The following is a 21,777-nucleotide window of genomic DNA, read 5'->3' as shown; positions in this document are numbered from 1 at the left end:
TGATGACCGGCGCGACCGGACATATCGGCCGAGAGCTCGTGGCCGAACTCGACAGAACGGGTGCGGCGATGCGCTTGTTCGTCCGGGACCCGGCGCGCGCCGCCGATCTCCCGTCCTCCGCCGAACGCGTGGTCGGCGATCTGACGGATTCGGCGGCGTTGCGGGCGGCGTGCGAGGGGATCGACTCGCTGTTCCTGCTCGTTCCGGGACTGGCGGTGGAGCCCGCGCGGCATGCGGTGGCGGCGGCGCGGGATGCGGGGATCCGGCATTTGGTGCTGGTGTCGTCGTACAACGTGCTGGGCGATCCGATGCCGGCCATGGGGCGCTGGCACCACGAACGGGAGGGCATCGTCGGTAACTCGGGCATGTCCGCGACGATCCTGCGCCCCGGCGGATTCATGACCAACGCTCTGGAGTGGGCGCCCGATATCCGCGCCGGCCGGCCGGTATTCGATCCGACCGGCCCCGGGCGCTACGCGCCGATCGACCCCGCCGATATCGCGGCGGTGGCGGCGATCGCGCTCACCGAGCCGGGACACGACACCACCTACTGCCTCACCGGCGAGCAGACCTTCACCATCGGAGAACAGGTCGCGGTGCTGGCCGGCGCGATCGGCCGTCCGATCGAGGTCGAAACCGCCACCACCGCCGAGGAGGCCGTTCGCTCCCGCTATCCCCAGGGGGCGCCACCGGCGCTGGCGGCAGCGATCCTGGAGGGCTTCACGCTGATGCGCGCCGACACCGTCGGCCTGCGGACCGATACGGTACGGCGGTTGCTCGGCCGCGCACCGCGAATCTTCGCCGACTGGTGCGACCGCAACCGCGACCTATTCCGTTGACGGACAGTGTTTTCGGCGCAGCGCGGGCTACCGCTGCGAGTTCGCTCGCGAACCCGCGGTGATCGGGCGCAGCCGGTCCCGCATCTCGCTGGAGAGGGCCGCCGCGATATCGCGCAACGCCTCGATGAACGCATCGGTCGCCGCCGCGGCCACGGTGCGATCCAGTACTACTGCTTCGTATTCCGGGTCGAAGCCGGGCGGTTGGCCGAGGTGACCGAATACTGTGACACCGCATTGGTGGAGCGAGTTCTCGAACCGCTGCGATGAGCAGGGTGCGTCCGGGCGACTCGGGGCCGCGATACCGGCTGTTCAGGATTCGATCAACGCGTAGATCGACGCCGGTGACCCCGCGCCGCCCTCGGTGACGAATCCGCCCACGACGACGGTGAAGTCCCGATCCGGCAGTTCCCCCAGGTGAGCGAGGATTTCCAGGCTGAGGCGGTGCTCACGGTACAACAGCTTCGATACTCGGTAGCTGTCGTCGGTGCCGATATCGGGGCTGAAGGCGTCGGTGCCGAGGGCGCCGCGCCGGCCGAGTACGCCGTGGTCGAGCAGCCAATGCACCGCCGCCACCGAGAAACCGGGGTGATGCATGCGGCCCTGCGCGTCCATCGACGCGAAATCATCGGTGCCCCAGTATCTTTCCCAGCCGGTGTGCAGGAGGACGGCGGCCTCGGCGGGGAAGGGGCCGTGCTGTTGCTGCCATTCGAGCAGATCGTCGACGGTCACCGCGTAATCGCGATCGCGTTCCGCCCGCGCGCTGATGTCGATCCGGATGCCGGGCAGGACGAAATCCTCGGGATCGAGCCGATCGGCCGTGGCCGCACCGGCGGTGAAGTGGGCCGGTGCGCCCCAATGGGTTCCGGTGTGTTCGCCGACGGTGACGGCCTGCAGGTGGAAGCCGTGTTCGCCGAGAGTGGCGATGGTGTCGATCCGCGGCGCGGGATCGCCGGGGAACACCGAGACGACCTCGGCGGACAGTGGATGCGACAGGTTCCGCACGCCCGAATACGCCATGGGTTCGCCTCCCGGTGTGGCACTGCCCTCTTCTCCGCTGCCCGCACGAGATCTCACGGTAGGCGGTTCCGCACCGGAAAGCGCCGGTGCGGAACCGGCCGAACTATCGCAGGTACACCGGAACCGAGATGTGCCCGTTGGAGATGAAACTGCCCAGCGGCTTCAGCTCGGAGGGGTCGACCGCCAGCCGCAGATCCGGGAAGCGTTCGAACAGCGCGGGCAACGCGATGGCGGCCTCCATGCGCGCCAGCGGAGCGCCCAGGCAGTGGTGCGCGCCGTGGCCGAAGGCGAGATGTTCCTTGTTCGCCCGGTGTACGTCGAACTCGGCGGTGGTCTCGCCGTGCACCTTCGGATCGCGGCAGGCCGCACCGTAGGAGGCCAGAATCGCCTCCCCCTTCGGAATCCGGATCTCGCCGACCTCGATGTCCTCGACGGCGTATCGCAGCGGCAGATGCGCGACCGGCGCCTGGTAGCGCAGCGTCTCCTCGACCAGTTCCGCCCACGGCACCCGGCCCTGGACCACATCGGCGCGCTGCTCCGGATGGGTCAGCAGTGCCACGATGGCCTGGTCGATCAGATTGAGCGTGGTCTCGTGGCCGGCGTTGATCACCAGCATCAGGGTGTCGACGAGTTCGGTCTCCGAGAGCTGGGCGCCGTCCTCGTTGCGGGTCGCGATCAGCACACTGGTGATGTCGTCACCCGGGTTCTCCCGGCGGAACGCCACCAATTCACCGATCAGGCGGCCCATCTCGATGAAGTTCGCCTGCGCCTGCTCCGGTGTGAACGAGGTGTCGAAGAAGCCGTCGACACAGGCGTGGATGGCCGAGTCCAGATGGCCGGGCACGCCCAGCAGTTCGCTGATCACCCGGATCGGCACCGGGTAGGCGTAGTTCGGGCGCAGGTCCACGACCTCGCCCGGCGCGGTCGCGCTCAACCGTTCGAGCAGATCCGCCACGATCGCCTCGATCCGCGGACGCATCGCGGTGGTGCGGCGATGCGTGAACGCCGGGGCGACCAGTTTGCGCAGCCGCCGATGCTCGGTTCCGTACGCGGTGAACATGTTCTGCGCCGCCACCCACGGTTGCAGCGGCCACGACTCGTTGATGTCACCGTTGATGTAGGCCGACCAGTGCTGACGCGGATCCTTCGACACTCGCGGATCCGACAGCAGATTCTTCAACACGACCGCATCGGTCACCGACCAGGCCGGCACTCCGCCCGGCAACTCCACCAGCGCCACGGGACCGCGTTCCCGGATGCGCTCGTTCTCGGCCTGGATATCGGCGCCGGTCAGATCGAGCACCAGTGGTTCCTGCTTCATCGGAAGCTCCTTACACCAGATTCAACGGAGGAGATGCGGGGAAGGTGACCGGCAGCGCTGCCATCGCACGGTGGAACGGGCCGGGACGCCAGGTGATTTCGCTCGGCTCGATGGCCAGGCGCATCTCCGGCAGTGCGTCGAGCAGCTGGTCGATCGCGTCCTGCACCACCAGGTAGGCCACCGAACGGGCCGGGCAGGCGTGCGGTCCGGCGCTCCAGGCCAGATGTGAGCGGTTGCCGGTGCGGTCGCCGCCGGCGATGACCGGATCGTTGTTGCACGCGGACAGGCTGATGACGACCGGCTGATGCGCGGGCAGCCAGGCGTTGTCGATCAGGATGGGCTGGCGCGGATAGCTGATGGAGAAGTTCGCCATCGGCGGATCCTTGAACAACACCTCGTCCAGTGCGTCGCGGGTGGAGAGACTGCCACCGAGCATGCCGCCGCCGAACCGGTCGTCGGTGATCATCAGCAGCAGGGTGTTGGCGATCAGGTTCTGCTGGGGCTCGATGCCCGCACCGTAGAAGCTGATCAGGTTGTAGAGCATCTCCTCGTCGCTGAGGTTGGCCGGGTGGTGGGCCAGCCGCGAGGTGACGTCGTCGCCGGGGTCGGCGCGGCGCAGGTGGATCAGCTCCATCAGCGCCTGGCTCAGATGTTCCATACCCCAGGCCGCGTTCACGGTGTCGAACAGCGCGGCCATACCGGTGGCCACTCGCTGACCCAGCTCGGCCGAACAGCCCACCATGCGGTTCAGCGATTCGAAGACCAGGGGGAAGGCGTACTGCGACACCAGATCCGCCGATCCGGCTTCACAGAAGCTGTTGATCAGCGGGACCGCGATCTTCTCCACCGTGCTGTGCAGCGCGTGCAGGTCGATACCGTCGACGGCCGCCGTATACGCCTGCCGGTAGCGCAGGTGGACGTTGCCGGCATTGCGCAGCGCGTTCGGATACCACTGCATCATCGGCCGCACCGGGCAGTCTTCGGGAATGGTGTCCTGCCACGCCCGGGGGTCGGCCGGGAAGTGCTCGGGATCGTTGAGGATTCGCAACGCGGTGTGGTAGCCGATCACGAGCGTGGCCGGGACGCCGGGGGACAGCTCGATCGGGACCAGGGAACCGTAGCGACGGCGCATCTCCCGATACGTGCCGTGCGGATCGGCGGCGAATTCCGGTGTGTCCAGCAGAATCCGAGGACCGTCGGTGTCGACCGGGGAGCCCATGTGCTGGACCGGGCAGGTGGCGGGACCGCCCGCGTCGGGGAGTGCGGACAGTGCAGAACGTGGTGTGGTCAAAAGATGTGACTCCAGAGAATGAACTGTCGAGCGCGACGAAGAATTCCGCTGTCGGTATGGTCCTACAGCGTCACCCCACATCTGTTGTAGGACAAGAGGCTTGGTTAGCCGCCCGGCCGGACATCCGTAACCGGACTGTCGTCCAGGGTAGCAGGAACGTACCGAACTCTCTGTCGGTCTTCCACTCTCGGCACGCCGGTGCGGGACGGGCCGGTGAATCACCGTGAAACACCTTGTGAGCGGGCATATTCACCGCGGTACCGCCGAACTGTCGGTCCGGTGTGTTTGCATACCACCATGACGAGCACCGATCTGCTGGCAGACGCCTTCGGGCGGATCAAGGAGAACGTGCACGGCGCGGTCGCCGGGCTCACCCAGGAGGAACTGGCCGCGCGGCTGGACCCTGGGGCCAATTCCATCGCCTGGCTGATCTGGCATCTGACCCGCGTGCAGGACGACCACATCGCCGATGTGGCCGGCACCGAACAGGTGTGGACGGCGGCCGGCTGGTCGCGCCGCTTCGATCTGCCCTTCGACGAGTCGGCCACCGGATACGGCGACGATCCGGACGAGGTGGCGGCCCTCGGCGGTATCTCGGCCGAATTGCTGCTGGGCTATCACGACGCCGTGCACGACCGCACCGTCGACTACGTCCGCACCCTCGCCGACGCCGACCTGCCGCGGATCGTCGACACCCGCTGGGATCCGCCGGTGACCCTCGGCGTGCGGCTGATCAGCGTGGTCGACGACGATATCCAGCACTCCGGTCAGGCGGCGTTCATCCGCGGAGTGCTGTTGCGCCGCCGCTAGCGCCGGTGCAGGGTCACCGGAATCGCCGACGGCGAGAGGACGAAGTCCCGGTTCGAGGCCCGCACGACGTAGGCCGGATCCGGCTCGGGCCGCCATCGCGCCAGCAGCGCCGCCGAGGCGAGCGTGATCTCCAGCAGCGCGAAGTGATCGCCCAGGCAGCGCCGGCGACCGACGCCGAAGGACAGGTTCGCCTGCTTGTCGATCTCACCGGTGCGGGCGGGCGACCAGCGGTCCGGATCGAAGGCCTCGGGATTCGGGAAGTGGCACGGGTCGTGCTGGACCAGATATGGGCTGAACATGATGGCGGTGCCGTCGGGAATGGTGAGCCCGCCGACGGTCACCGGCCCGGACGCGTTCCCGGCGCTGATCCACGGCCCCCAGAACCGAAGAGTTTCCGAGACAACCTGTTTCAGGTAGTTGAGCTTGCCGATGTGTTCCGCGCGGACCGGTCCGGCGCCGACCACATCGTCGAGTTCGGCTCGTACCCGTTCGGCGATATCGGGACGCCGCATCACCTCGTGCCAGAGCCAGCCGGTGAGCGAGGCCATCGACCCCACCCCACCGGCCAGCATCAGAATGGCTTCGTCGATGATGTGGTCGTCCGACAGTCGGGCGCCGGTCTCGGGATCGGTGTGACGGATCAACGCCGACACCACATCGTTGAAATCCTCGTCGCGGCGGCGGTACTCGGTGATCGCGGCGCCGATCGCGGCCCGCAGGTGGCGCGCCTTGCGCTCCCAGCGCCGATTCGCGATCACCCGCAGGCGGCGGATCTGAGGCGGCAGGGCGGTGCGCAGAATGACCTGGCTCAGCAGCCACGGCACGTTGTCGCGAATCCGGCGCCGGGCCTCCTCGCTGAATTCGGCGGTGAACAGGGTCGAGGACACGGTGTCGAGGATCAGGCCGTGCGCCTCGTCCATCAGGTCGACCCGGACGCCCGCGGGCAGTGCGGCCGACCAGGTGTCGGCGAGTTCGGCCGCGGTGACCGTGTATTCGGCGAGCCGGCTCTGCCGCAGGGCGGGCGCGATCATGCGCCGGCGCAGTTTGTGTTCGGCGCCGCGCAGTACGTTCACCGAACCGCCGGCCACATCGGCGATCGCTTCCCGCAGATCGTCGCGATTCAATTCCGCGTCGCCGAGACCGATCTCGCGCACCAGCTCCGGCGTGGTCAGCACATAGCCGGTCTTGCGGCCGAACCGGATGCGCACGATCGGGCCGAGTTCGCCGAGCGAGGTCACGAATCCCGGGGCGTCGCGCAGGGCGCGCAGGCTGTGGCCGATCAGCGGCAGGGCGCCGGGCGCGGTGGGCACGTCGGACAGCCGCTGTGGCACCGGTCGCTGTGCGGCGGGCTCGAGGTCGGCCCGTGCCTGCTCATAGACCTCGACGATCGCGTCGATGCGGCCGGACTGTCGCACCGAATCGCGATGACGGGTCATCTCGGCACGCATCGAGAGCAGCCCGCCGCGGTCGTTCACCAGCACGCCGATCGTCTCCGCCAGCGCCGCGGGGGAGGCGTCGCCGGCGCGCAGACCGCCGCCCGCCGGAACGGATTCGGCCAGGTCCGGATCGCAGTACAACACAGGCAGGCCGGTGGCGATCGCTTCGAGCAGCACCATGCCCTGGGTGTCGAAACCCCACGACGGAAACAGCAGGGCGTCCGCGGCGGCCATGACATCGAGGCACTGCTGCTGAGAAACCCGGCCGTGCAGTGTAATTCGATCCGAGAGCCCGTGTTCGGCGACCACCGCGGCCGCGCGTGCGGACAGTTCGCCCTCGCCGTATACGTCGAGGGTGCAGGCCGGGACGCGCCGCACCGCCTCGATCGATTCGAGCAGTCGCTTCTCCGCGGAGAGCCGTCCGCACCAGAGCAACCGCAGCGGAGCGTCGATGTCGCGGGCGGCCGCGGGCCGCTGATCGTCGAGCAGTGCGTCGTCGACGCCGTTGGAGACCACCCGGATCGGCCGGGTGAGGCCGTGGTCGAGCAGCAGATCCGCGAAATGGCGGGTCGGTGCGATGACCCGGTCGGCGGCCTGCCCCTGGCCCACGATGGTGTGCCACGCGTGCCGGGCCGCCCGGCTCTGCGGGCCCCGCGGCATCCGCGCGGGATGGGTGACGAAGCGGCCGTGCAGGATTCGCAGCGCGAGCGCCGAGAGGTAGGGCGCCGGGGCGGTGTGCTCGATGAAGGCGTCGTCGCGGCTCTGCGCGGTGTGTATCAGCGGAATACGGTGCCGCCGTGCGGCTTTCATCCCCGCGATCGCCACACCGTAGGTGGTGTGGGTGTGGACGAGATCGACGGGGCCGCGGGCGGCGAAGGCGGCATCGATCAGCGCGGCGTTGCGCGCGGTCGGCAGCACCATCGGAAAGCCGTTCACCACCGCGCCGGCCAGGGGAGCCAGTTCGACCACCCCGTCGTCGGATGCCATATCCGGCGGCATCGCCGCGCCCGACAGTGGCGCCACGAACAGCGTCACCCGATGTCCGGCGCGTTCGAGGCCGTGGCGCAATGCGGCCACCGCGGTCTGCACCCCGCCCAGCGTCGCCGGGTGATAGTCCATGAACATGGCGATGTGCACGCCCGGCACGTTACCCACGCGCCCGGTTGTTCGATATCCCATAGTGTCCCCATCGGGTTTCTCGGCCGAAAGTGTTGCGCTCTCGGGAAAAGGGGAGATAACTCGACATGAGAATCGCCATTCCGCTGACCGGCACCCGCGGCGACGTGCAACCGGTGCTGGCCCTGGGGCTGGAATTGCGGCGCCGGGGCCACGACGTGGTGCTGGGCGTGCCGCCGAATCTGGTCGATTTCGCCACCTCGGCGGGGCTCGCCGCGCGCGCCTGCGGGCCCGATGTGCAGCAGCTCTACAGCTCCGAGGACGGGCAGCGGGCCCTCGCCGCGGGCAATACGCTGCGGCTGATGCAACTGGTCGCCCGGCAGATGGCCGACTACGCCGATCGGATGAACCGCGAGGTGGTCGAGGTGTGCGCGGGCGCCGACCTGATCGTGGCGAGCACCGTCACCGAGGACCGGGCCTGCTCGGTCGCCGAGGCGATGGATGTGCCGCTGGTGAGTCTGCACTACTACCCGGCGCGGGCGAACGGGGCCTACCCCTTCCCGGGTGCGCTGCCGGCGAACTGGGCGCCGCCCGCGCCGGTGAATCGCGCGACATGGGCGGTGGCCGAGAATCTGCGGCGCATCGTGTTCATGCGCTATCTGAACGATCTGCGCGGCATGCTCGGACTGCCGAAGTCGCGGGCGAGTATCGCGGCGGTGCTGGCGCGGCGGCGGGTCCCCGAGGTGCAGATCTACGATCCGGCGCTGGTGCCCGGACTACCGGCGCAGTGGGACGGCCGGCGCCCGTTCACCGGATTCCTGACGCTGGATCAGCGGACCCGGCATGCGGTCGGCGAACTCGGCGACGACCACACCGCCATCCTGTCCTGGGTGCGCGCGGGGGAGGCGCCGGTGTTCTTCGGATTCGGCAGTATGCCGATCAGCGATCCCGCCGCCGTCCTGGCCATGGTGCGCGAGGTGTCGCGGCGGCTCGGCGTGCGGGCATTGGTGAGTGCGGGCTGGAGCGGTATGGAAACCGTTCGTAGACAGGGTGATTCGACCGTGAAGGTGGTCGGCCCGTTCGCCCACGACCTGGTGTTCCCGTACTGCGCGGCCGCGGTGCATCACGGTGGGATCGGCACGTTGTTCGAGAGTCTGCGCGCCGGTCTGCCGACGCTGGTGTGCTCGGTGTCGTTCGAACAGCCGATGTGGGGCGGGCAGGTGGACCGGCTCGGCCTCGGCGCACATCTGCGTTTCACCGACCTCACCACCGAACGACTCGTGCGCGGCGTGACCACGCTACTGGAACCCGAACGCCGCGCTCGCGCACATCAATTCGCGGCCACGTTGCGCACCGAGGGCGCCGCCGCCCATGCCGCCGATATCGTCGAGGCGGCAGCCCGGTGAGGATGATCGCCGCGGATTCGGCGGTGATGTTCCGCCGGTGCGCCCGGCACACCCTGCGCAGTCCGGACACGCTGATCATCTCGCTGCTCATGCCGATCCTGGTGATGCTGCTGTTCACCTACGTCTTCGGCGGCGCGATCGACGTCGGCGGCTCCTACCTCGACTATGTGGTGCCCGGAATCATGTTGTTGTGCACCGGATTCGGCGCGTCCATCACCGCGACCGCGGTTTCGGCGGATATGACCAGGGGCAGTATCGACCGGTTCCGGACGCTGCCGATGTTCCGGCAGGCGATCCTCGCCGGGCACGTCGGCGAGGGGGTGGCGCGCAATCTCGCGGCCATCGTGATCGCGGTGGCCGTGGCCGTACTGCTCGGCTATCGCCCGCACGCGGATGCGCTGGGCTGGCTGGGCGCACTGGCCATGATCGTGCTGTTCGTGGTGGCGATCTGCTGGATCGCGGTGGCGCTGGGGCTGGTGGCGAAGAATCCGGAAGCGGCCGGCGGGATGACCTACGCGATCATGTTCATCCCCTACATCAGCAGCGCGTTCGTGCAGACCTCCACCATGCCCGGATGGCTGCGCGGCTTCGCCGACTATCAACCCGCCACACCCGTGGTCGACACCGTGCGCGGCCTGCTGAATTCGAGCGGGACCGGCGGAAGCGCCGCATGGGCCCTCGCCTGGTGTGCGGGGCTCGCGGTACTCGGATTCGGCGCGGCCAGTGCGATATTCGATCGGCTCTCCCAGCGATAGGCGACCACGGCTCGCCCGGCGCCGGTGCCGTGCCCAGTGCCTCAGCGTCGCGGCGGCGCGGTCAGATCGAGCTGTGCTCCCGCGGTGGCGTCCAAGGTCGCCATGCACATCCGCAGCACTTCGTCGCGCGAAATACGCTGATGGGCAAGCCATTCGACGGCCACCTCGCGGATGAAGGCGATCCATCCGGCCAGCGCCGCGGCGGCCACCTCGCGCGTATGCCCCGTGGCGCCACATGCGTCGAGGACGCGCTCGCACAGGGCATTCAGATCCTCGACCACCGGACCGCGTACCGCCGGATCGGCCGCCAAGGCGGTGCGGTTGGCGATGAGAACCAGTGGAATGTGGGCGCGGTAGAAATCCAGATGGGCCACCAGGCTGCGGTAGACAGCGGTGCGAACCGGCTCCTCGGGATCGATGCGCAGTTCGGCGAGCAGTCGATCGTGCGCCCGTTTCCAGATGGCCGCGAAGAACTCCCCCTTGGTGGGGAAGTAGTGGTACATCAGGGCGCGGGAGGCGCCGGCCTGGGCGGCGATGTCCTCCATCGCGACCTCGTCGAATGAGCGTTCGCCGAACAATCGCGCGCCCACGTCCATCAATTCGTCGCGGCGCTGCTCGGGGGTGAGTCGGCGTCGGCTCGGCATCTGCTCATCGTAGGCGTGCGGTGTTGACGCGAACCCGGGAAGCGGCCTACCGTGGACCTTATTCAACAACCGTCTAATAGGGGTCGGCATGCGACGAGTGCTGCAGATCTGGCTACTGGTGTTCGGGCTCGTCTGTGCGGGGATCGCGCTGGCGCACTTGGTATTCGGCACCGCCAGCATCATCGGCGGCGGCCCGGTGAACGCCACCGTCGATTCCGATATGCGCTTCTACGCGGTCGTGTTCGGCGCCTACGGCCTGGCCGTGGCGTGGTGTGCGCGCGATGTGGAGCGCCGAGGGCCGGCGATCAACGCCCTCGGCGCCGTCTTCTTCGCCGGCGGGCTCGCCCGGATGCTGGCGTGGGCGGTGAGCGGGGAACCGAATTGGTTCTATGTGCTCATGACGCCGGTGGAACTGCTGATTCCGGTCCTGAACTACTTCCTGGTGCGGGCCGTGTGCGTCGACCGTGGGTCCCACGACGGCCGTGCATCCGGCGTCGGCGCTCTCGGCGGGGCGCCGGCTATGCGGCAGGGGCGGATCGGATAACGCCCGCCCGCGGTGAGTTTCGCCCGGTTCAGTGCGGGCCGCGGTTGTCGCCGGCGAGGCGGCCGCGCCGGATCAACGCTCGTTTGGCGCCCGGTGCGATCGGCGGCAGCGGCGCCTCCGAATCCGGTTCCGGCTCGGCGGGATTGGGCCGGACGAACAAGGTGACCGAGGCGGCCGGACTGAATCCGCTGCGGGTCATCAATGTGGCCGAGGCGGTGTTGCTCTGCTCCACGTCGGTCACGATGCGCCGGGCTCCCCGCGCGAACAACGCCTCCGAACAGATATCCACCAGTCGCCGCGCCAGTCCGCGTCCCTGCATGTCCGGTGCCACCGCGACCCATTCGAGGTATCCCCAGTCGTCCCGGAGTTCGAATTCCATGGATCCGAGGACGAATCCCACCACCCGATCCGAATCCAACGCCACCCAGCAGGCGTTGTCCGCCGAATCGAGGTGCTCGGCCACCGACGTCAAGGACCACGACGTGTAGGGCTTGACGTCGGTGTCGAACACCTCGTGCCCCAGATCCAATACCTGCCGCAAATGCCCCAGACCCATGGGCACGAGCACCGCATCGCTGTCCATTCGCCCAGTTTGCCAGAGGTGTGCCGGGCGGCCGGAGTGGGAAATCAGCCGTTGGGTTGATTCGGCGCGCCGTCCATCGGCGGTGCCATACCGGGTCCGCCGCCCTGTCCGGGAGCCGCACCACCCGGGCCAGGACCGTTCTGCCCCGGATCGCCGCCCTGCGCCATCCCGCCGAAGCGGCTCGACCGTCCGGTGCGGCCACCCATCTGACCGGATTCGGTGCCGCTCGTGATCGCCGTCGCGGTCGCGGTCCCGTTCGCCTCCGTGCCCTGAATGCGCACGGTGTCACCGACTTTCACCTCCGAATGCTGGGTGCTGCCGGAAATCGTGTAGGTCTGGCTGAAGTTGTCGGCGCTCTTGGCGGTGATCGAGGTGTCCGAGACCGCGGTCACCGTGCCGGTCTGGGTGATCTCGGTGGTGTAGCCGCCGTTGCCGTCGGAGATCACGAACTGGCCGTGCAGGCTCGCGCCCGTCATGCCCATACCGCCGGGACCCGCGGCATCGCGCCCGCCACCCCAGCTGGTTCCGGGGCCGCCCGGACCGCCGTGCTCACTGCCGCCGGAATGGGTGGCCGCGTAGACGACGCCGCCCCCGGCCGCCGCGATCACCGCGGCGATGCCGACCGCGGCCAGCGACTTCTTCGTCGACCAGATGGCGGCCGGCTGGGTCTGCGGTGCGCCCCAGGTGTGTTCCGGCCCGGCCGGCGGCTGTGGGGTGGGCCTGGCCGGCGGCTGTGAGGTGGGCTCGGTCATCGCGTACTCCTTGTCGTCGAAGACGATCGCGGGCCGTCGATGCCGCGATCGCGTTGCTCGGTCAACCCTGCGGTGCGAAGCTGGGTCTGCGCTGTGGACTCGTTCGGTACTCGCTGTGGTGGGCGGGCCGCGACCGCCGCACTCACAGCCGACCCCCAGACATGGCACAGCGGACGCATAGCAGCCGTCCCCAGACTGGGGTCATGACCACCACGAACACCCCGGCCGAACGCGTCGTGATGCGCCGCGCGGACGGCAGCCCCGTGACCGTCCTCGTCGTCGACGACGAACCGGTGCTCGCGGAAATGGTGTCGATGGCGCTGCGCTACGAAGGCTGGCAGGTCGTCACCGCCGCCGATGGCCGCACCGCGGTCACCGCCGCCCGCGAGAACCGCCCCGACGTGGTGGTTCTCGACGTGATGCTGCCCGATATGACGGGGCTCGAGGTGCTCGCGAAGCTGCGCCGCGATCTGCCGTATCTGCCGGTGCTGCTGCTGACCGCGAAGGATTCGGTCGAGGACCGCATCGCCGGTCTCACCGCCGGCGGCGACGACTACGTCACCAAACCGTTCAGCATCGAAGAGGTCGTCCTGCGCCTGCGCGCGCTGCTGCGCCGCACCGGTATCACCACCGTCGACAACGACGCTCAGATCGTGGTGGGTGATCTGATGCTCGACGAGGACAGCCACGAGGTGACTCGCGCGGGCGAACCGATCACCCTGACCTCCACGGAATTCGAACTGCTGCGCTATTTCATGCGCAACCCCCGCCGTGTGCTGAGCAAGGCACAGATCCTGGACCGGGTCTGGAGCTACGACTTCGGCGGACGCTCCAATATCGTCGAGCTCTATGTCTCCTATCTGCGCAAGAAGATCGACAGCGGGCGCGAACCGATGATCCACACCCTGCGCGGCGCCGGATATGTCCTCAAACCCGCCGGCTGAGGCCCCGGCCGGGCCGCGGCCCCGCCGGTGGTGGTCGGCACGCGGCTGGTCGTTGCGCGCGCGACTGCTCGTCGGGCAATTGCTGTTGCTGGTGGTCGTGGTCGTAGGTATCGGCGCCGCAACGGAATTCGCGCTGCAGCAGTTTCTCGTGCATCAGCTCGACACCGAGTTGGTCGATGTGCAGAAGCGTTCCCTCGGCGAGGCCGGTGGTGGTCCGAGTCTGGGCCCGCCACCCGGCGCTCAGGACCACGACAACCGGCCGCCGCCGCCGAACCACGGCGGTCCGGGGCCGGACTTCCTCGACCGTCGCGGTATCCAGGCCGATACCGTCGGCGCCAGTATCGACGGCACCGAGATCACCGCCGCCAAAATCGACGCCGACGGGACCCAGACGCGCCTGTCGGCGGCCGCCCAGCGGCAGCTGGCCGAGGTGTCGTCGGACGGCACTCCCGTCACCGTCGACCTCGACGGGCAGGGCTCCTATCGCGTGGTCGCGAATTCGACCTGGTCGGGGGCCACGGTGGTGACCGGTATGCCGTTGACCGCGGTCCACGCCACGTTGATGCGGGTCCTGCTGATCCTGGTGGTGGTCACCGCGGTGGTGTTCGTCATCGCGATCACCGTGGGTATCTGGGTGATCCGCCGTGCGCTCGCGCCGCTGGACCGCGTGGCCGCCACCGCCTCCCGGGTCGCCGATCTGCAGCTTGATCGGGGCGAGGTCGAATTGCCGGTGCGGGTTCCGGCCGACGACGCCGATCCACGCACCGAGGTCGGACAGCTCGGCTCGGCGGTCAACCGCATGCTCGATCACATCGACGGTGCCTTGTCGGCCCGCCACGCCAGTGAGACGCGGGTGCGGCAGTTCCTCGCCGACGCCAGTCACGAACTGCGCACCCCGCTGGCGGCGATCCGCGGCTATGCCGAACTGGCGCAACGGAAACGGGCCGAGGTGCCCGGCGATGTCGCCAACGCGATGAGCCGAGTGGATTCGGAATCGCGGCGGATGACGGCGCTGGTCGAGGACATGCTGCTGCTGGCCCGGCTGGATTCCGGGCGCGGCCTCGAACACGAGCCGGTTGATGTGACGCGGCTGACCGTCGACGCGGTGAGCGACGCCCATATCGCGGGCCCGGACCACCGGTGGGATCTGGATCTGCCGGATGAACCGGTCGTCGTCACCGGCGATGCGGCGCGACTGCATCAGGTGCTGGCCAACCTGCTCGCCAACGCGCGGGTGCATACCGGTCCCGGCACCACTGTCACGGTCTCGCTGGAGCGCGAGGCCGGCGGCGGCGCGATCTGGCGGGTCGCCGACAACGGTCCCGGTATTCCGGCCGCGCTGCAGCCGGAGGTGTTCGAACGCTTCGCGCGCGGTGATTCCTCGCGCTCGCGGCGCGCCGGGAGCAGTGGGCTCGGGCTGGCGATCGTCGCGGCGGTGATCAAATCGCACGGCGGCGAGATCGGCCTGGACAGTGCGCCGGGGCATACGGTCTTCACCGTTCGCATCCCGGGCGAGCGCGACGGCACCGAAACCTCACAGCCGGCCCACAGGGAGGCCCAAGGTGTCAACCACCTCGATCGATAACGATCGACGTATGACAACGACTGTGCTGGCGGCGCCCCCGGCCACGGCGACGACCGAGCCGCCCGAGCCGCGGGCCTCGGGTCCGCGGTGGCGGCGGCTGTCGCTGGTGGCGCTGCTGGCGGCCACCGCGCTGCTGTACGTATGGGACCTGGGTGCCGGCGGCTGGGCCAACGAGTTCTATGCCGCGGCCGTGCAGGCCGGATCGCAGAGCTGGAAGGCGATGCTGTTCGGATCCAGCGATGCCGCCAACGCGATCACCGTGGACAAGACGCCCGGCGCGTTGTGGGTCATGGACATCTCCGCGCGGATCTTCGGCTTCAACTCGTGGAGTCTGCTGGTGCCGCAGGCGCTCGAGGGCGTTGCCGCGGTCGCGGTGTTGTACGCCGCGGTGCGGCGGGTCGCCGGGCATTGGCCGGGCATCCTCGCCGGTGCCGTGCTGGCGCTCACGCCGGCCGCGGCGCTGATGTTCCGGTTCGACAATCCGGACGCCCTGCTCGTGCTGTTGCTGACCGCCGCCGCCTACTGCGTAGTGCGCTCCATCGAAAAGGACAGCGCCGCATGGTGGTTGCCGCTGGCGGGCGTGGCCGTCGGGTTCGGATTCCTGGCGAAGATGATGCAGGCGTTCATCGTGCTGCCGGTCTTCGCTGTGGTGTATCTGCTTGCCGCGCAGGCACCCTGGAAGACGCGGCTGATTCGTTCCGTACTGGCCGTGGTGGCGATGGTGGTGTCCGCGGGCTGGTATCTGGCCGTGGTCGCGCTGTGGCCGGCCTCCTCGCGGCCGTTCATCGGCGGTTCGCAGAACAACAGTGTGCTCGAATTGGCGTTGGGCTACAACGGTTTCGGGCGGCTCACCGGCGACGAGGTCGGCGGTCTGGGCAATATGAACCACGACGTCGGCTGGGCGCGGCTGTTCGGTTCCGAAATGGGCGGCCAGATCTCCTGGCTGATCCCCGCGGCGCTGATCCTCGGTGTGGCCGGACTGTGGCTCACCCGCCGCGCACCCCGCACCGACCCGACTCGCGCGGCGCTGCTGCTGTGGCTGGGCTGGCTGGTGCTCACCGGCGGGATCTTCAGCTTCGCGAGCGGCATCCTGCACCCCTACTACACGGTGGCGCTGGCCCCGGCCGTCGCCGGCAGTGTGGCGATCGGCGCCCGGCAACTGTGGTTGCGGCGCAACGACCTTCGCGCGACCGCCGTCCTGTCGGGCACGCTGGTGGTGACCACCGTGCTGGCCTGCATCCTGCTGGCGCGCACCAGTGAGTGGAATCCGTGGTTGCGGCCCGTCATCGCGGTCGTCGGTGTCGGTGCCGCGGCGCTGCTGCTGGTCGTCTCCCGGTTGCCACGGGCACTCGGTGCGGCGGTGGTGGCCGTCGCGCTGGCCGCCGGACTGGCGGGACCGACTGCCTACGCGCTGGCGACGGCATCGACTCCGCACACGGGGGCGATCCCGTCCGCCGGACCGTCCACCGGGCGCTTCGGTGGGATGCCGCCGGGTGGCGCGCCCGGTGGTCAGGGTGGAAATGCTCCCGGCAGTGGGCAAACCGGGCCCTCGAACGGCACGCAGTCCGGATCTGCCGCCGGTTCGCAATCGTCGCCCGGCACGCGAGCCGGCAGCCGATCCGGCACGGGGAACAGCCAATTCGGTGCGGCGCCCGGTGGGCAGTCCACGACGAGCGGTGCGACCGCGCATGCCGGCGGACCGATGGGCGGGCTCCTCGGCGGTATCACCGTCGGCTCGAATCTGTCTGCGGCACTGAGCGACAACGCCGACGCCTACACCTGGGTAGCGGCCGCGGTCGGCTCCAACAGCGCCGCCGCCTACCAACTGGCGACCGGCGACCCGGTCATGGCTGTCGGCGGTTTCAACGGCACCGACCCGTCCCCGACCCTGGCGCAATTCCAGCAGTACGTGGCCCAGCACAAGATCCACTACTTCGTGGGCGGCGCCGGCATGGGCGGCATGCGCGGCACCTCCAGCGGCGGCAGCCAGGCCGCCTCCGAGATCGCCGCCTGGGTAGCCGACACCTTCGCCGCCCGGACGATCGACGGAGTCACGGTCTATGACTTGACCGCGTGATCGCCGCGTGGATGGCCGCATTCCGTGCGGGATGCGGCCATCCACGGCCGGACGTCTATGTGGACCGAGTAGTGCGACTACCTCGCTGCGTAACGCGTCGGTCGGCCCAACAGCCGGTCAGGCGAAGAATTCGTCGAGAGTGGTTGCGGTTACCACTCGTTCGGCCCACATTTCCAGTTCGGCTGCGCTGCCGGCTTGTACTCGGTCTACGACCTCAGCGGCCAGAGGGCCGAACTTGACGGTCAGCTGGCGCAGGATTAGCTTGGCTTGCCCCTTGGTCTGGCCTTCTGCGCGGAGCTGTTCGGCTGTGGTCATCGCGACCTCCTTTGCCAGCGGGCCGAGTTGGTCGACCAAGCGCCCCAGGTCCCGCGCGTTGGTCTCGGACACCTTACTAATGTACGTGAACAGGCTGAACAGGTCATTCGTCGCGTTCGGTGAATCCTCGACAGCGCGCAGCACCTCGATGTGTGGCTGGAGATCCCGGTCCAGGTGCTCGTTCCTGAATGCCAGCCGGTGCAGGATCAGCATCATCAATACCGCTGGTGCCAGCTCACGGCCGTAGAGATCGCTGAACTCGAGTCCGGCGAGGTCGTCGACGATGATCCGGAACCGTGGCACCAGATCGCCGAGTTGTGCGCGGATTGCGGTGTCCGCGCCGATGCGGTCCCACAGTTCAGTGGTGTAGTTCCAGCGCCAGGTGTTCGGGCCGGAGTTGACCACGACCGGTATCACCAGGGGGTAGTAATCGGAACCGGGCTGGTCGTTCAGGTGCTGAGTCCAAGTGCCGATCATGTACTCGAGGACGCGCAACGGCATATGTTTGTCGGGAGTGCTCTGGTGTTCGAGTAAGAGGTGGATGTACCCATCGCGACCCCCGACCGTCGTTTTGAACAGGATGTCGCTGTCGCGGTTTCGAAGGTTCGGCAGCACGTATCGGCTGGGCGCCAGTTCCATACCCTCCCAATCGATCAGCGCGACGAGCCACTCCGGCAGGACGGCCCGAAACTCTCCGGCAGCCGCGGCGGGGTTCGACATGATCTTGCGAAACAGCGAGTCGTGCGGATTATCCTGCTTCGCAGTCATATTCGGCAAAGTACCGGCGAACGATCAACACGCCCAACGCGAAGACCATACAACACACCGCTGTGGCGCAATCGTGCCACTCGTGGCGGAAACCGTTCCGTCGCATCGCCTCTCGTCCACCATCGAGTAGAGCGGCCGCTGGTGCGCTCGGAAGGTGCCGGTCGGGCCGGCGCGCGGGACAGGACAGTTCGGCGAGGGCACCGGAGATGACCGTGCCGCCGCACCTGTGACCGGCCGGCAGCACCCGACCGTCGACCCCTCGGACACCGCGCGGACAGACCCCGCGTCGGCGGCCAGGCTGGGGTTGTATGCCGGCGGCACGAGTGATTCAAGACACCGCCATGACCGCCTCATCCACGACGGGACCCGAGTGGTCGAATGGACGTCACCGTCCGGTGGTGGACCACGAGGTCGAACCATTCGCCGAGGGATCCGCCCGAGAGGTGGAACGCAGCATCGTTCTCCGGGTCGTACACGGGCCCGATCACGCGAGTCTTCGCGGGCTCGGTGAGCCAGGTTCGCACCGAGTCCGGAGCGGGGGTGCGTAGATCCAGCAGGTAGACATCCAGATCGACGCGGCCGAGTACTGCTTCGGCGAAATCGGCCGGCGGGGAGGGGAAGGTGTGCCCGGTCGAGCCGTGATCGAATGTCAGGCCGACGGACAGGTAGCCGGCGCCGAAATGCTGTCGGAGATGGCCGCCCGCGCTGCGATGGATGAACCGCTGCTCGCCGAGGAGCACATTTCGTGCCGCCGCGGCGACCGTATGCGTCGTTCCGCCCCAGTACACCATCTTGTGGCCGGTGTCGGCGTGCCAGCGAATCACGTTGTCTGCCAGCATTCTTTCGATATCGCCGAGGTCGCCGGATTCGGCTGTGACCCGGCCCTCGGGTTCCGGGTGGGCGATACGAACCGGATCGTCCGGGTGCAGCTCGTTGTATCGGCGTATCCAGGCGACGACCTCGAGTATCTCCTCGGTCCGCCAGAACGACCGCGCCTCGGTCAGCAGCGCGCGCGGGTCGCCGATCCCGGTGCGCACGTACTCGTCGAGTGCGGCGCTGGTCGCATCGTCGCCTTCCAGGAGGAGGCTGCGAAATCCCGAGTGTTGCACGAGGAATCGTAGGATCCGGTGGGCGGTAACGGACAGTTCGTGGGCGTCGCGGGTCGCGGCGCCCAGGGCGACGACGCGTGCGGCGCCGATCATCTGACGCAGTGCTGCCGGATCGGTGAGCGGCTGCTCGGGGTCCGATGCGGAGAGCGGACGAGCGTGCTGCTCGACCCATTGCGTCACGGTGTCGATCGAAGTGGTCATCCGACAACTCTCATACCGCAACCATGGTTGAGGTCAAGGGAGTCTTCTCACAGTCGGCGCATAGGTTCGGCAAAGAGCCGGCTCACCTCCGGGCGCGATCCTCGATGCAACGGCCGCGGCAGACAGCCCGGCGAGCGAGGCGGAGGAGAACCGTATGACGATCACAGAGGCGCCGCGTCGGCAGGCCGAGCCGACCGGGTCGCCACCGCAGCCCACGAGGTGGGGAGCTCTCCTGTCGGGCCCGTCCGGCCAGCCGCGATGGGCGCGGCCCGGACTGCTGGTGCTGCTCGTCGCGACCGCGTTCCTGTATCTGTGGGGTCTGAGTGCGTCCGGATGGGCCAACGACTTCTATGCCGCCGCCGTGCAGGCCGGTACGCAGAGCTGGAAGGCGCTGCTGTTCGGTTCGCTCGACTCCGGTAACGCCATCACCGTCGACAAGCCACCCGCCGCGCTGTGGGTGATGGGCTTGTCCGGGCGGCTGCTCGGATTCAGTTCCTTCTCGCTGCTGTTGCCGCAGGCGCTGATGGGTGTGGCGTCCGTCGGGCTGGTGTACGGGGCGGTGCGGCGCTGGAGCGGTCCGGCGGCCGGGCTGATCGCGGGTGCGGCGCTGGCGCTGACTCCCGTCGCGGCGCTGATGTTCCGGTTCGACAACCCGGACGCTCTGCTGGTCCTGCTGCTGGTCGCGGCGGCCTATTGCACCGTTCGCGCCACCGAGAAGGGTAGTGGCCGCTGGCTGGCGGCGGCCGGGGTGGCGGTCGGTTTCGGCTTTCTCACCAAGATGATGCAGGCCTTCCTGGTGTTGCCCGCGCTGGGCCTGGTGTTCCTCGTCGCCGCGCCGATCGCGTTGCGCGCCCGGATTCTCAAACTCCTGGGAGCTGTTGTCGCGCTCGTGATTTCAGGTGGCTGGTTCGTTGCACTCGTGAGCATGTGGCCCGCCGGTTCGCGCCCCTACATCGGCGGCTCCACCGACAACAGCCTGCTCGAACTCGCCCTGGGCTACAACGGACTCGGCCGGGTGATGGGCGGCGAAGGCAACGGCGGTGGTGGCGGTGGCCCCGGCGGTGGCGGCGGCAATACCGGATTCGGTGGCAGCACCGGCATCACCCGCCTGTTCGGCGACTCGATGGGCACCGAGATCTCGTGGCTGCTCCCGGCGGCGCTGATCGGGCTGGTGGCCGGCCTGTGGTTCACCCGGCGCACATCCCGCACCGGACGCATCCGCGCGAGCCTGCTGCTCTGGGGCGGCTGGCTGCTGGTCACCGGCGTGGTCTTCAGCTTCATGCAGGGCACCATCCACCCCTACTACACCGTGGCCTTGGCGCCCGCGATCGCCGCGCTGGTCGCCATCGCGGTGGTGGAATTGTGGCGCGGACGTGAATTCCGTTCGGCACGTGCGGCATTGGGTCTGATGCTGGTGGCGACCGGCGTGTGGAACTTCGTCCTGCTGGATCGCACGCCCGACTGGTATCCGGCGCTGCGCTGGATCGTGCTGGTCGGCTCGATCGTGGTCGCGGCGATCCTCATCGCCGGCGGGCACGCCCTCGGCAAGATGACCGTGGCGGTCGCCGCGGCCGGACTGCTGTTCGGATTCGCCGGCACCACCGCCTACGCCCTGGAAACCGCGGCGACCCCGCACAGTGGGTCGATTCCGACCTCCGGACCCAACACTGGCCACGGCATGGGCGGATTCGGTGGCGGGCCCGGAGGTATGGATCCGGGCGGAAATGCCCCGGGTGCTTCGGTATCCGCGTCCGGCGGCACTGCGCCCGATGGGACTGGTTCGAGCACAACGGATTCGACATCCGGCGACGCCACGAGCGCACAACCACCGGCGAGTGCCGACTCGACCGGCACCCGCGGCAGCGGTCCCGGCGGAGGCAACTCCGGCAACACCGCCCTGCAGGAACTGGTGAAGAGTGCGACCAACCGCTGGGCGGCGGCCACGGTCGGCTCCCAGTCGGCGGGCAGCCTCGAATTGTCCACCGGCACATCGATCATGGCGATCGGCGGCTTCACCGGCAGCGACAACTCGCCCACCCTGGCCCAATTCCAGCAGTACGTGAAGAACGGTGACATCCACTACTTCTTCGCGGGCGGCGGCCCCGGTGGCGGCGGTGGTCCGGGTGGTGGCTCCGGCAGCGCGAGCGAGATCACCAGCTGGATCGAATCCCATTACACCGCGATAACAGTGGGCGGCACGACGGTCTACGACCTGACCCAACCCGTCAGCTGACGACGAAATCGGGCCCCGCGATCGATCGCGG

The 21,777-nt window shown here is 68.6% G+C and carries 19 protein-coding genes; 9 read left to right on the top strand and 10 right to left on the bottom strand.

All coding sequences use genetic code 11. The annotated features are described in order from the left end of the window. The first annotated feature begins 2 nt into the window (after window positions 1-2). Window positions 3-839, top strand: coding sequence for an NAD(P)H-binding protein (locus IRT45_RS10690; RefSeq protein ID WP_255535562.1), 837 nt, complete (start codon window positions 3-5; stop codon window positions 837-839). A 27-nt stretch (window positions 840-866) separates the two neighbouring features. Here the strand turns inward: IRT45_RS10690 and IRT45_RS37470 are convergent, their stop codons facing one another. The 4 genes from IRT45_RS37470 to IRT45_RS10675 form a co-directional block, all read right to left on the bottom strand. Beyond that, on the bottom strand, window positions 867-992 hold the full coding sequence (locus tag IRT45_RS37470; protein WP_255535561.1) for a hypothetical protein: 126 nt from the start codon (window positions 990-992) through the stop codon (window positions 867-869). 156 nt (window positions 993-1,148) lie between these two features. Next, entirely contained in the window at window positions 1,149-1,856 is a 708-nt protein-coding gene (locus tag IRT45_RS10685) for a cyclase family protein (RefSeq protein WP_194805712.1), read from the bottom strand. A 103-nt stretch (window positions 1,857-1,959) separates the two neighbouring features. Beyond that, complete coding sequence (locus IRT45_RS10680; protein ID WP_194805711.1) at window positions 1,960-3,177, bottom strand: cytochrome P450; 1,218 nt, start codon at window positions 3,175-3,177, stop codon at window positions 1,960-1,962. A 10-nt stretch (window positions 3,178-3,187) separates the two neighbouring features. Beyond that, on the bottom strand, window positions 3,188-4,396 hold the full coding sequence (locus IRT45_RS10675; protein WP_194805805.1) for a cytochrome P450: 1,209 nt from the start codon (window positions 4,394-4,396) through the stop codon (window positions 3,188-3,190). 369 nt (window positions 4,397-4,765) lie between these two features. Between IRT45_RS10675 and IRT45_RS10670 the strand changes: the two genes are divergently transcribed. Beyond that, window positions 4,766-5,278: a DUF664 domain-containing protein gene (locus tag IRT45_RS10670; protein ID WP_194805710.1), complete on the top strand. Its 513-nt coding sequence runs from the start codon at window positions 4,766-4,768 to the stop codon at window positions 5,276-5,278. On the opposite strand, the gene IRT45_RS10665 is transcribed toward IRT45_RS10670, so the two are convergent. Continuing rightward, on the bottom strand, window positions 5,275-7,893 hold the full coding sequence (locus tag IRT45_RS10665) for a cytochrome P450 (RefSeq protein ID WP_228534143.1): 2,619 nt from the start codon (window positions 7,891-7,893) through the stop codon (window positions 5,275-5,277). The two genes, IRT45_RS10670 and IRT45_RS10665, sit on opposite strands and share 4 nt — an antisense overlap. 65 nt (window positions 7,894-7,958) lie before the next feature. Between IRT45_RS10665 and IRT45_RS10660 the strand changes: the two genes are divergently transcribed. Together IRT45_RS10660 and IRT45_RS10655 are read left to right on the top strand one after the other, a co-directional pair. Then, on the top strand, window positions 7,959-9,236 hold the full coding sequence (locus IRT45_RS10660) for a glycosyltransferase (protein ID WP_194805709.1): 1,278 nt from the start codon (window positions 7,959-7,961) through the stop codon (window positions 9,234-9,236). Window positions 9,237-9,238: 2 nt separating this feature from the next. Then, window positions 9,239-9,991, top strand: a complete 753-nt coding sequence (locus IRT45_RS10655) for an ABC transporter permease (RefSeq protein WP_194805803.1) — start codon at window positions 9,239-9,241, stop codon at window positions 9,989-9,991. Window positions 9,992-10,032: 41 nt separating this feature from the next. On the opposite strand, the gene IRT45_RS10650 is transcribed toward IRT45_RS10655, so the two are convergent. Beyond that, on the bottom strand, window positions 10,033-10,635 hold the full coding sequence (locus IRT45_RS10650) for a TetR/AcrR family transcriptional regulator (RefSeq protein WP_194805708.1): 603 nt from the start codon (window positions 10,633-10,635) through the stop codon (window positions 10,033-10,035). Window positions 10,636-10,723: 88 nt separating this feature from the next. Between IRT45_RS10650 and IRT45_RS10645 the strand changes: the two genes are divergently transcribed. Continuing rightward, entirely contained in the window at window positions 10,724-11,179 is a 456-nt protein-coding gene (locus IRT45_RS10645; RefSeq protein ID WP_194805707.1) for a DUF4345 domain-containing protein, read from the top strand. Between the two features lie 28 nt (window positions 11,180-11,207). On the opposite strand, the gene IRT45_RS10640 is transcribed toward IRT45_RS10645, so the two are convergent. After that, on the bottom strand, window positions 11,208-11,762 hold the full coding sequence (locus IRT45_RS10640) for a GNAT family N-acetyltransferase (protein ID WP_194805706.1): 555 nt from the start codon (window positions 11,760-11,762) through the stop codon (window positions 11,208-11,210). A gap of 44 nt (window positions 11,763-11,806) precedes the next feature. After that, window positions 11,807-12,514 (bottom strand): hypothetical protein, encoded by a 708-nt coding sequence (locus tag IRT45_RS10635; protein ID WP_194805705.1) that lies wholly within the window; start codon window positions 12,512-12,514, stop codon window positions 11,807-11,809. A gap of 239 nt (window positions 12,515-12,753) precedes the next feature. On the opposite strand from IRT45_RS10635, the gene IRT45_RS10630 reads away from it, so the two are divergent. From IRT45_RS10630 to IRT45_RS10620, 3 genes are read left to right on the top strand one after another with little or no spacing between them, the layout of a single operon-like run. Continuing rightward, window positions 12,754-13,458, top strand: a complete 705-nt coding sequence (locus tag IRT45_RS10630; RefSeq protein WP_062963626.1) for a response regulator transcription factor — start codon at window positions 12,754-12,756, stop codon at window positions 13,456-13,458. Beyond that, complete coding sequence (locus tag IRT45_RS10625) at window positions 13,436-15,043, top strand: HAMP domain-containing sensor histidine kinase (protein WP_194805704.1); 1,608 nt, start codon at window positions 13,436-13,438, stop codon at window positions 15,041-15,043. Before IRT45_RS10630 ends, IRT45_RS10625 begins: the two co-directional genes overlap by 23 nt. Before the next feature lie 10 nt (window positions 15,044-15,053). After that, window positions 15,054-17,120, top strand: coding sequence for a glycosyltransferase family 39 protein (locus IRT45_RS10620; protein ID WP_194805703.1), 2,067 nt, complete (start codon window positions 15,054-15,056; stop codon window positions 17,118-17,120). 117 nt (window positions 17,121-17,237) lie between these two features. Here the strand turns inward: IRT45_RS10620 and IRT45_RS10615 are convergent, their stop codons facing one another. Both IRT45_RS10615 and IRT45_RS10610 read right to left on the bottom strand, forming a co-directional pair. Then, window positions 17,238-18,203: an Rpn family recombination-promoting nuclease/putative transposase gene (locus tag IRT45_RS10615; RefSeq protein ID WP_194805702.1), complete on the bottom strand. Its 966-nt coding sequence runs from the start codon at window positions 18,201-18,203 to the stop codon at window positions 17,238-17,240. 350 nt (window positions 18,204-18,553) lie between these two features. Further along, the gene (locus IRT45_RS10610; RefSeq protein ID WP_194805701.1) at window positions 18,554-19,513 is read right to left on the bottom strand and encodes an erythromycin esterase family protein; all 960 of its coding nucleotides are present in this window, start codon (window positions 19,511-19,513) and stop codon (window positions 18,554-18,556) included. A gap of 154 nt (window positions 19,514-19,667) precedes the next feature. Between IRT45_RS10610 and IRT45_RS10605 the strand changes: the two genes are divergently transcribed. Beyond that, window positions 19,668-21,746, top strand: a complete 2,079-nt coding sequence (locus IRT45_RS10605; RefSeq protein ID WP_194805700.1) for a glycosyltransferase family 39 protein — start codon at window positions 19,668-19,670, stop codon at window positions 21,744-21,746. The last annotated feature ends 31 nt before the right edge of the window (window positions 21,747-21,777 follow it).

The organism is Nocardia sp. BSTN01 (assembly GCF_015354405.1).
Classification (GTDB): Bacteria; Actinomycetota; Actinomycetes; order Mycobacteriales; family Mycobacteriaceae; genus Nocardia.
The sequence above is the reverse complement of the archived record's forward strand: the minus strand, read 5'-3'. Positions and strand labels throughout refer to the sequence as shown.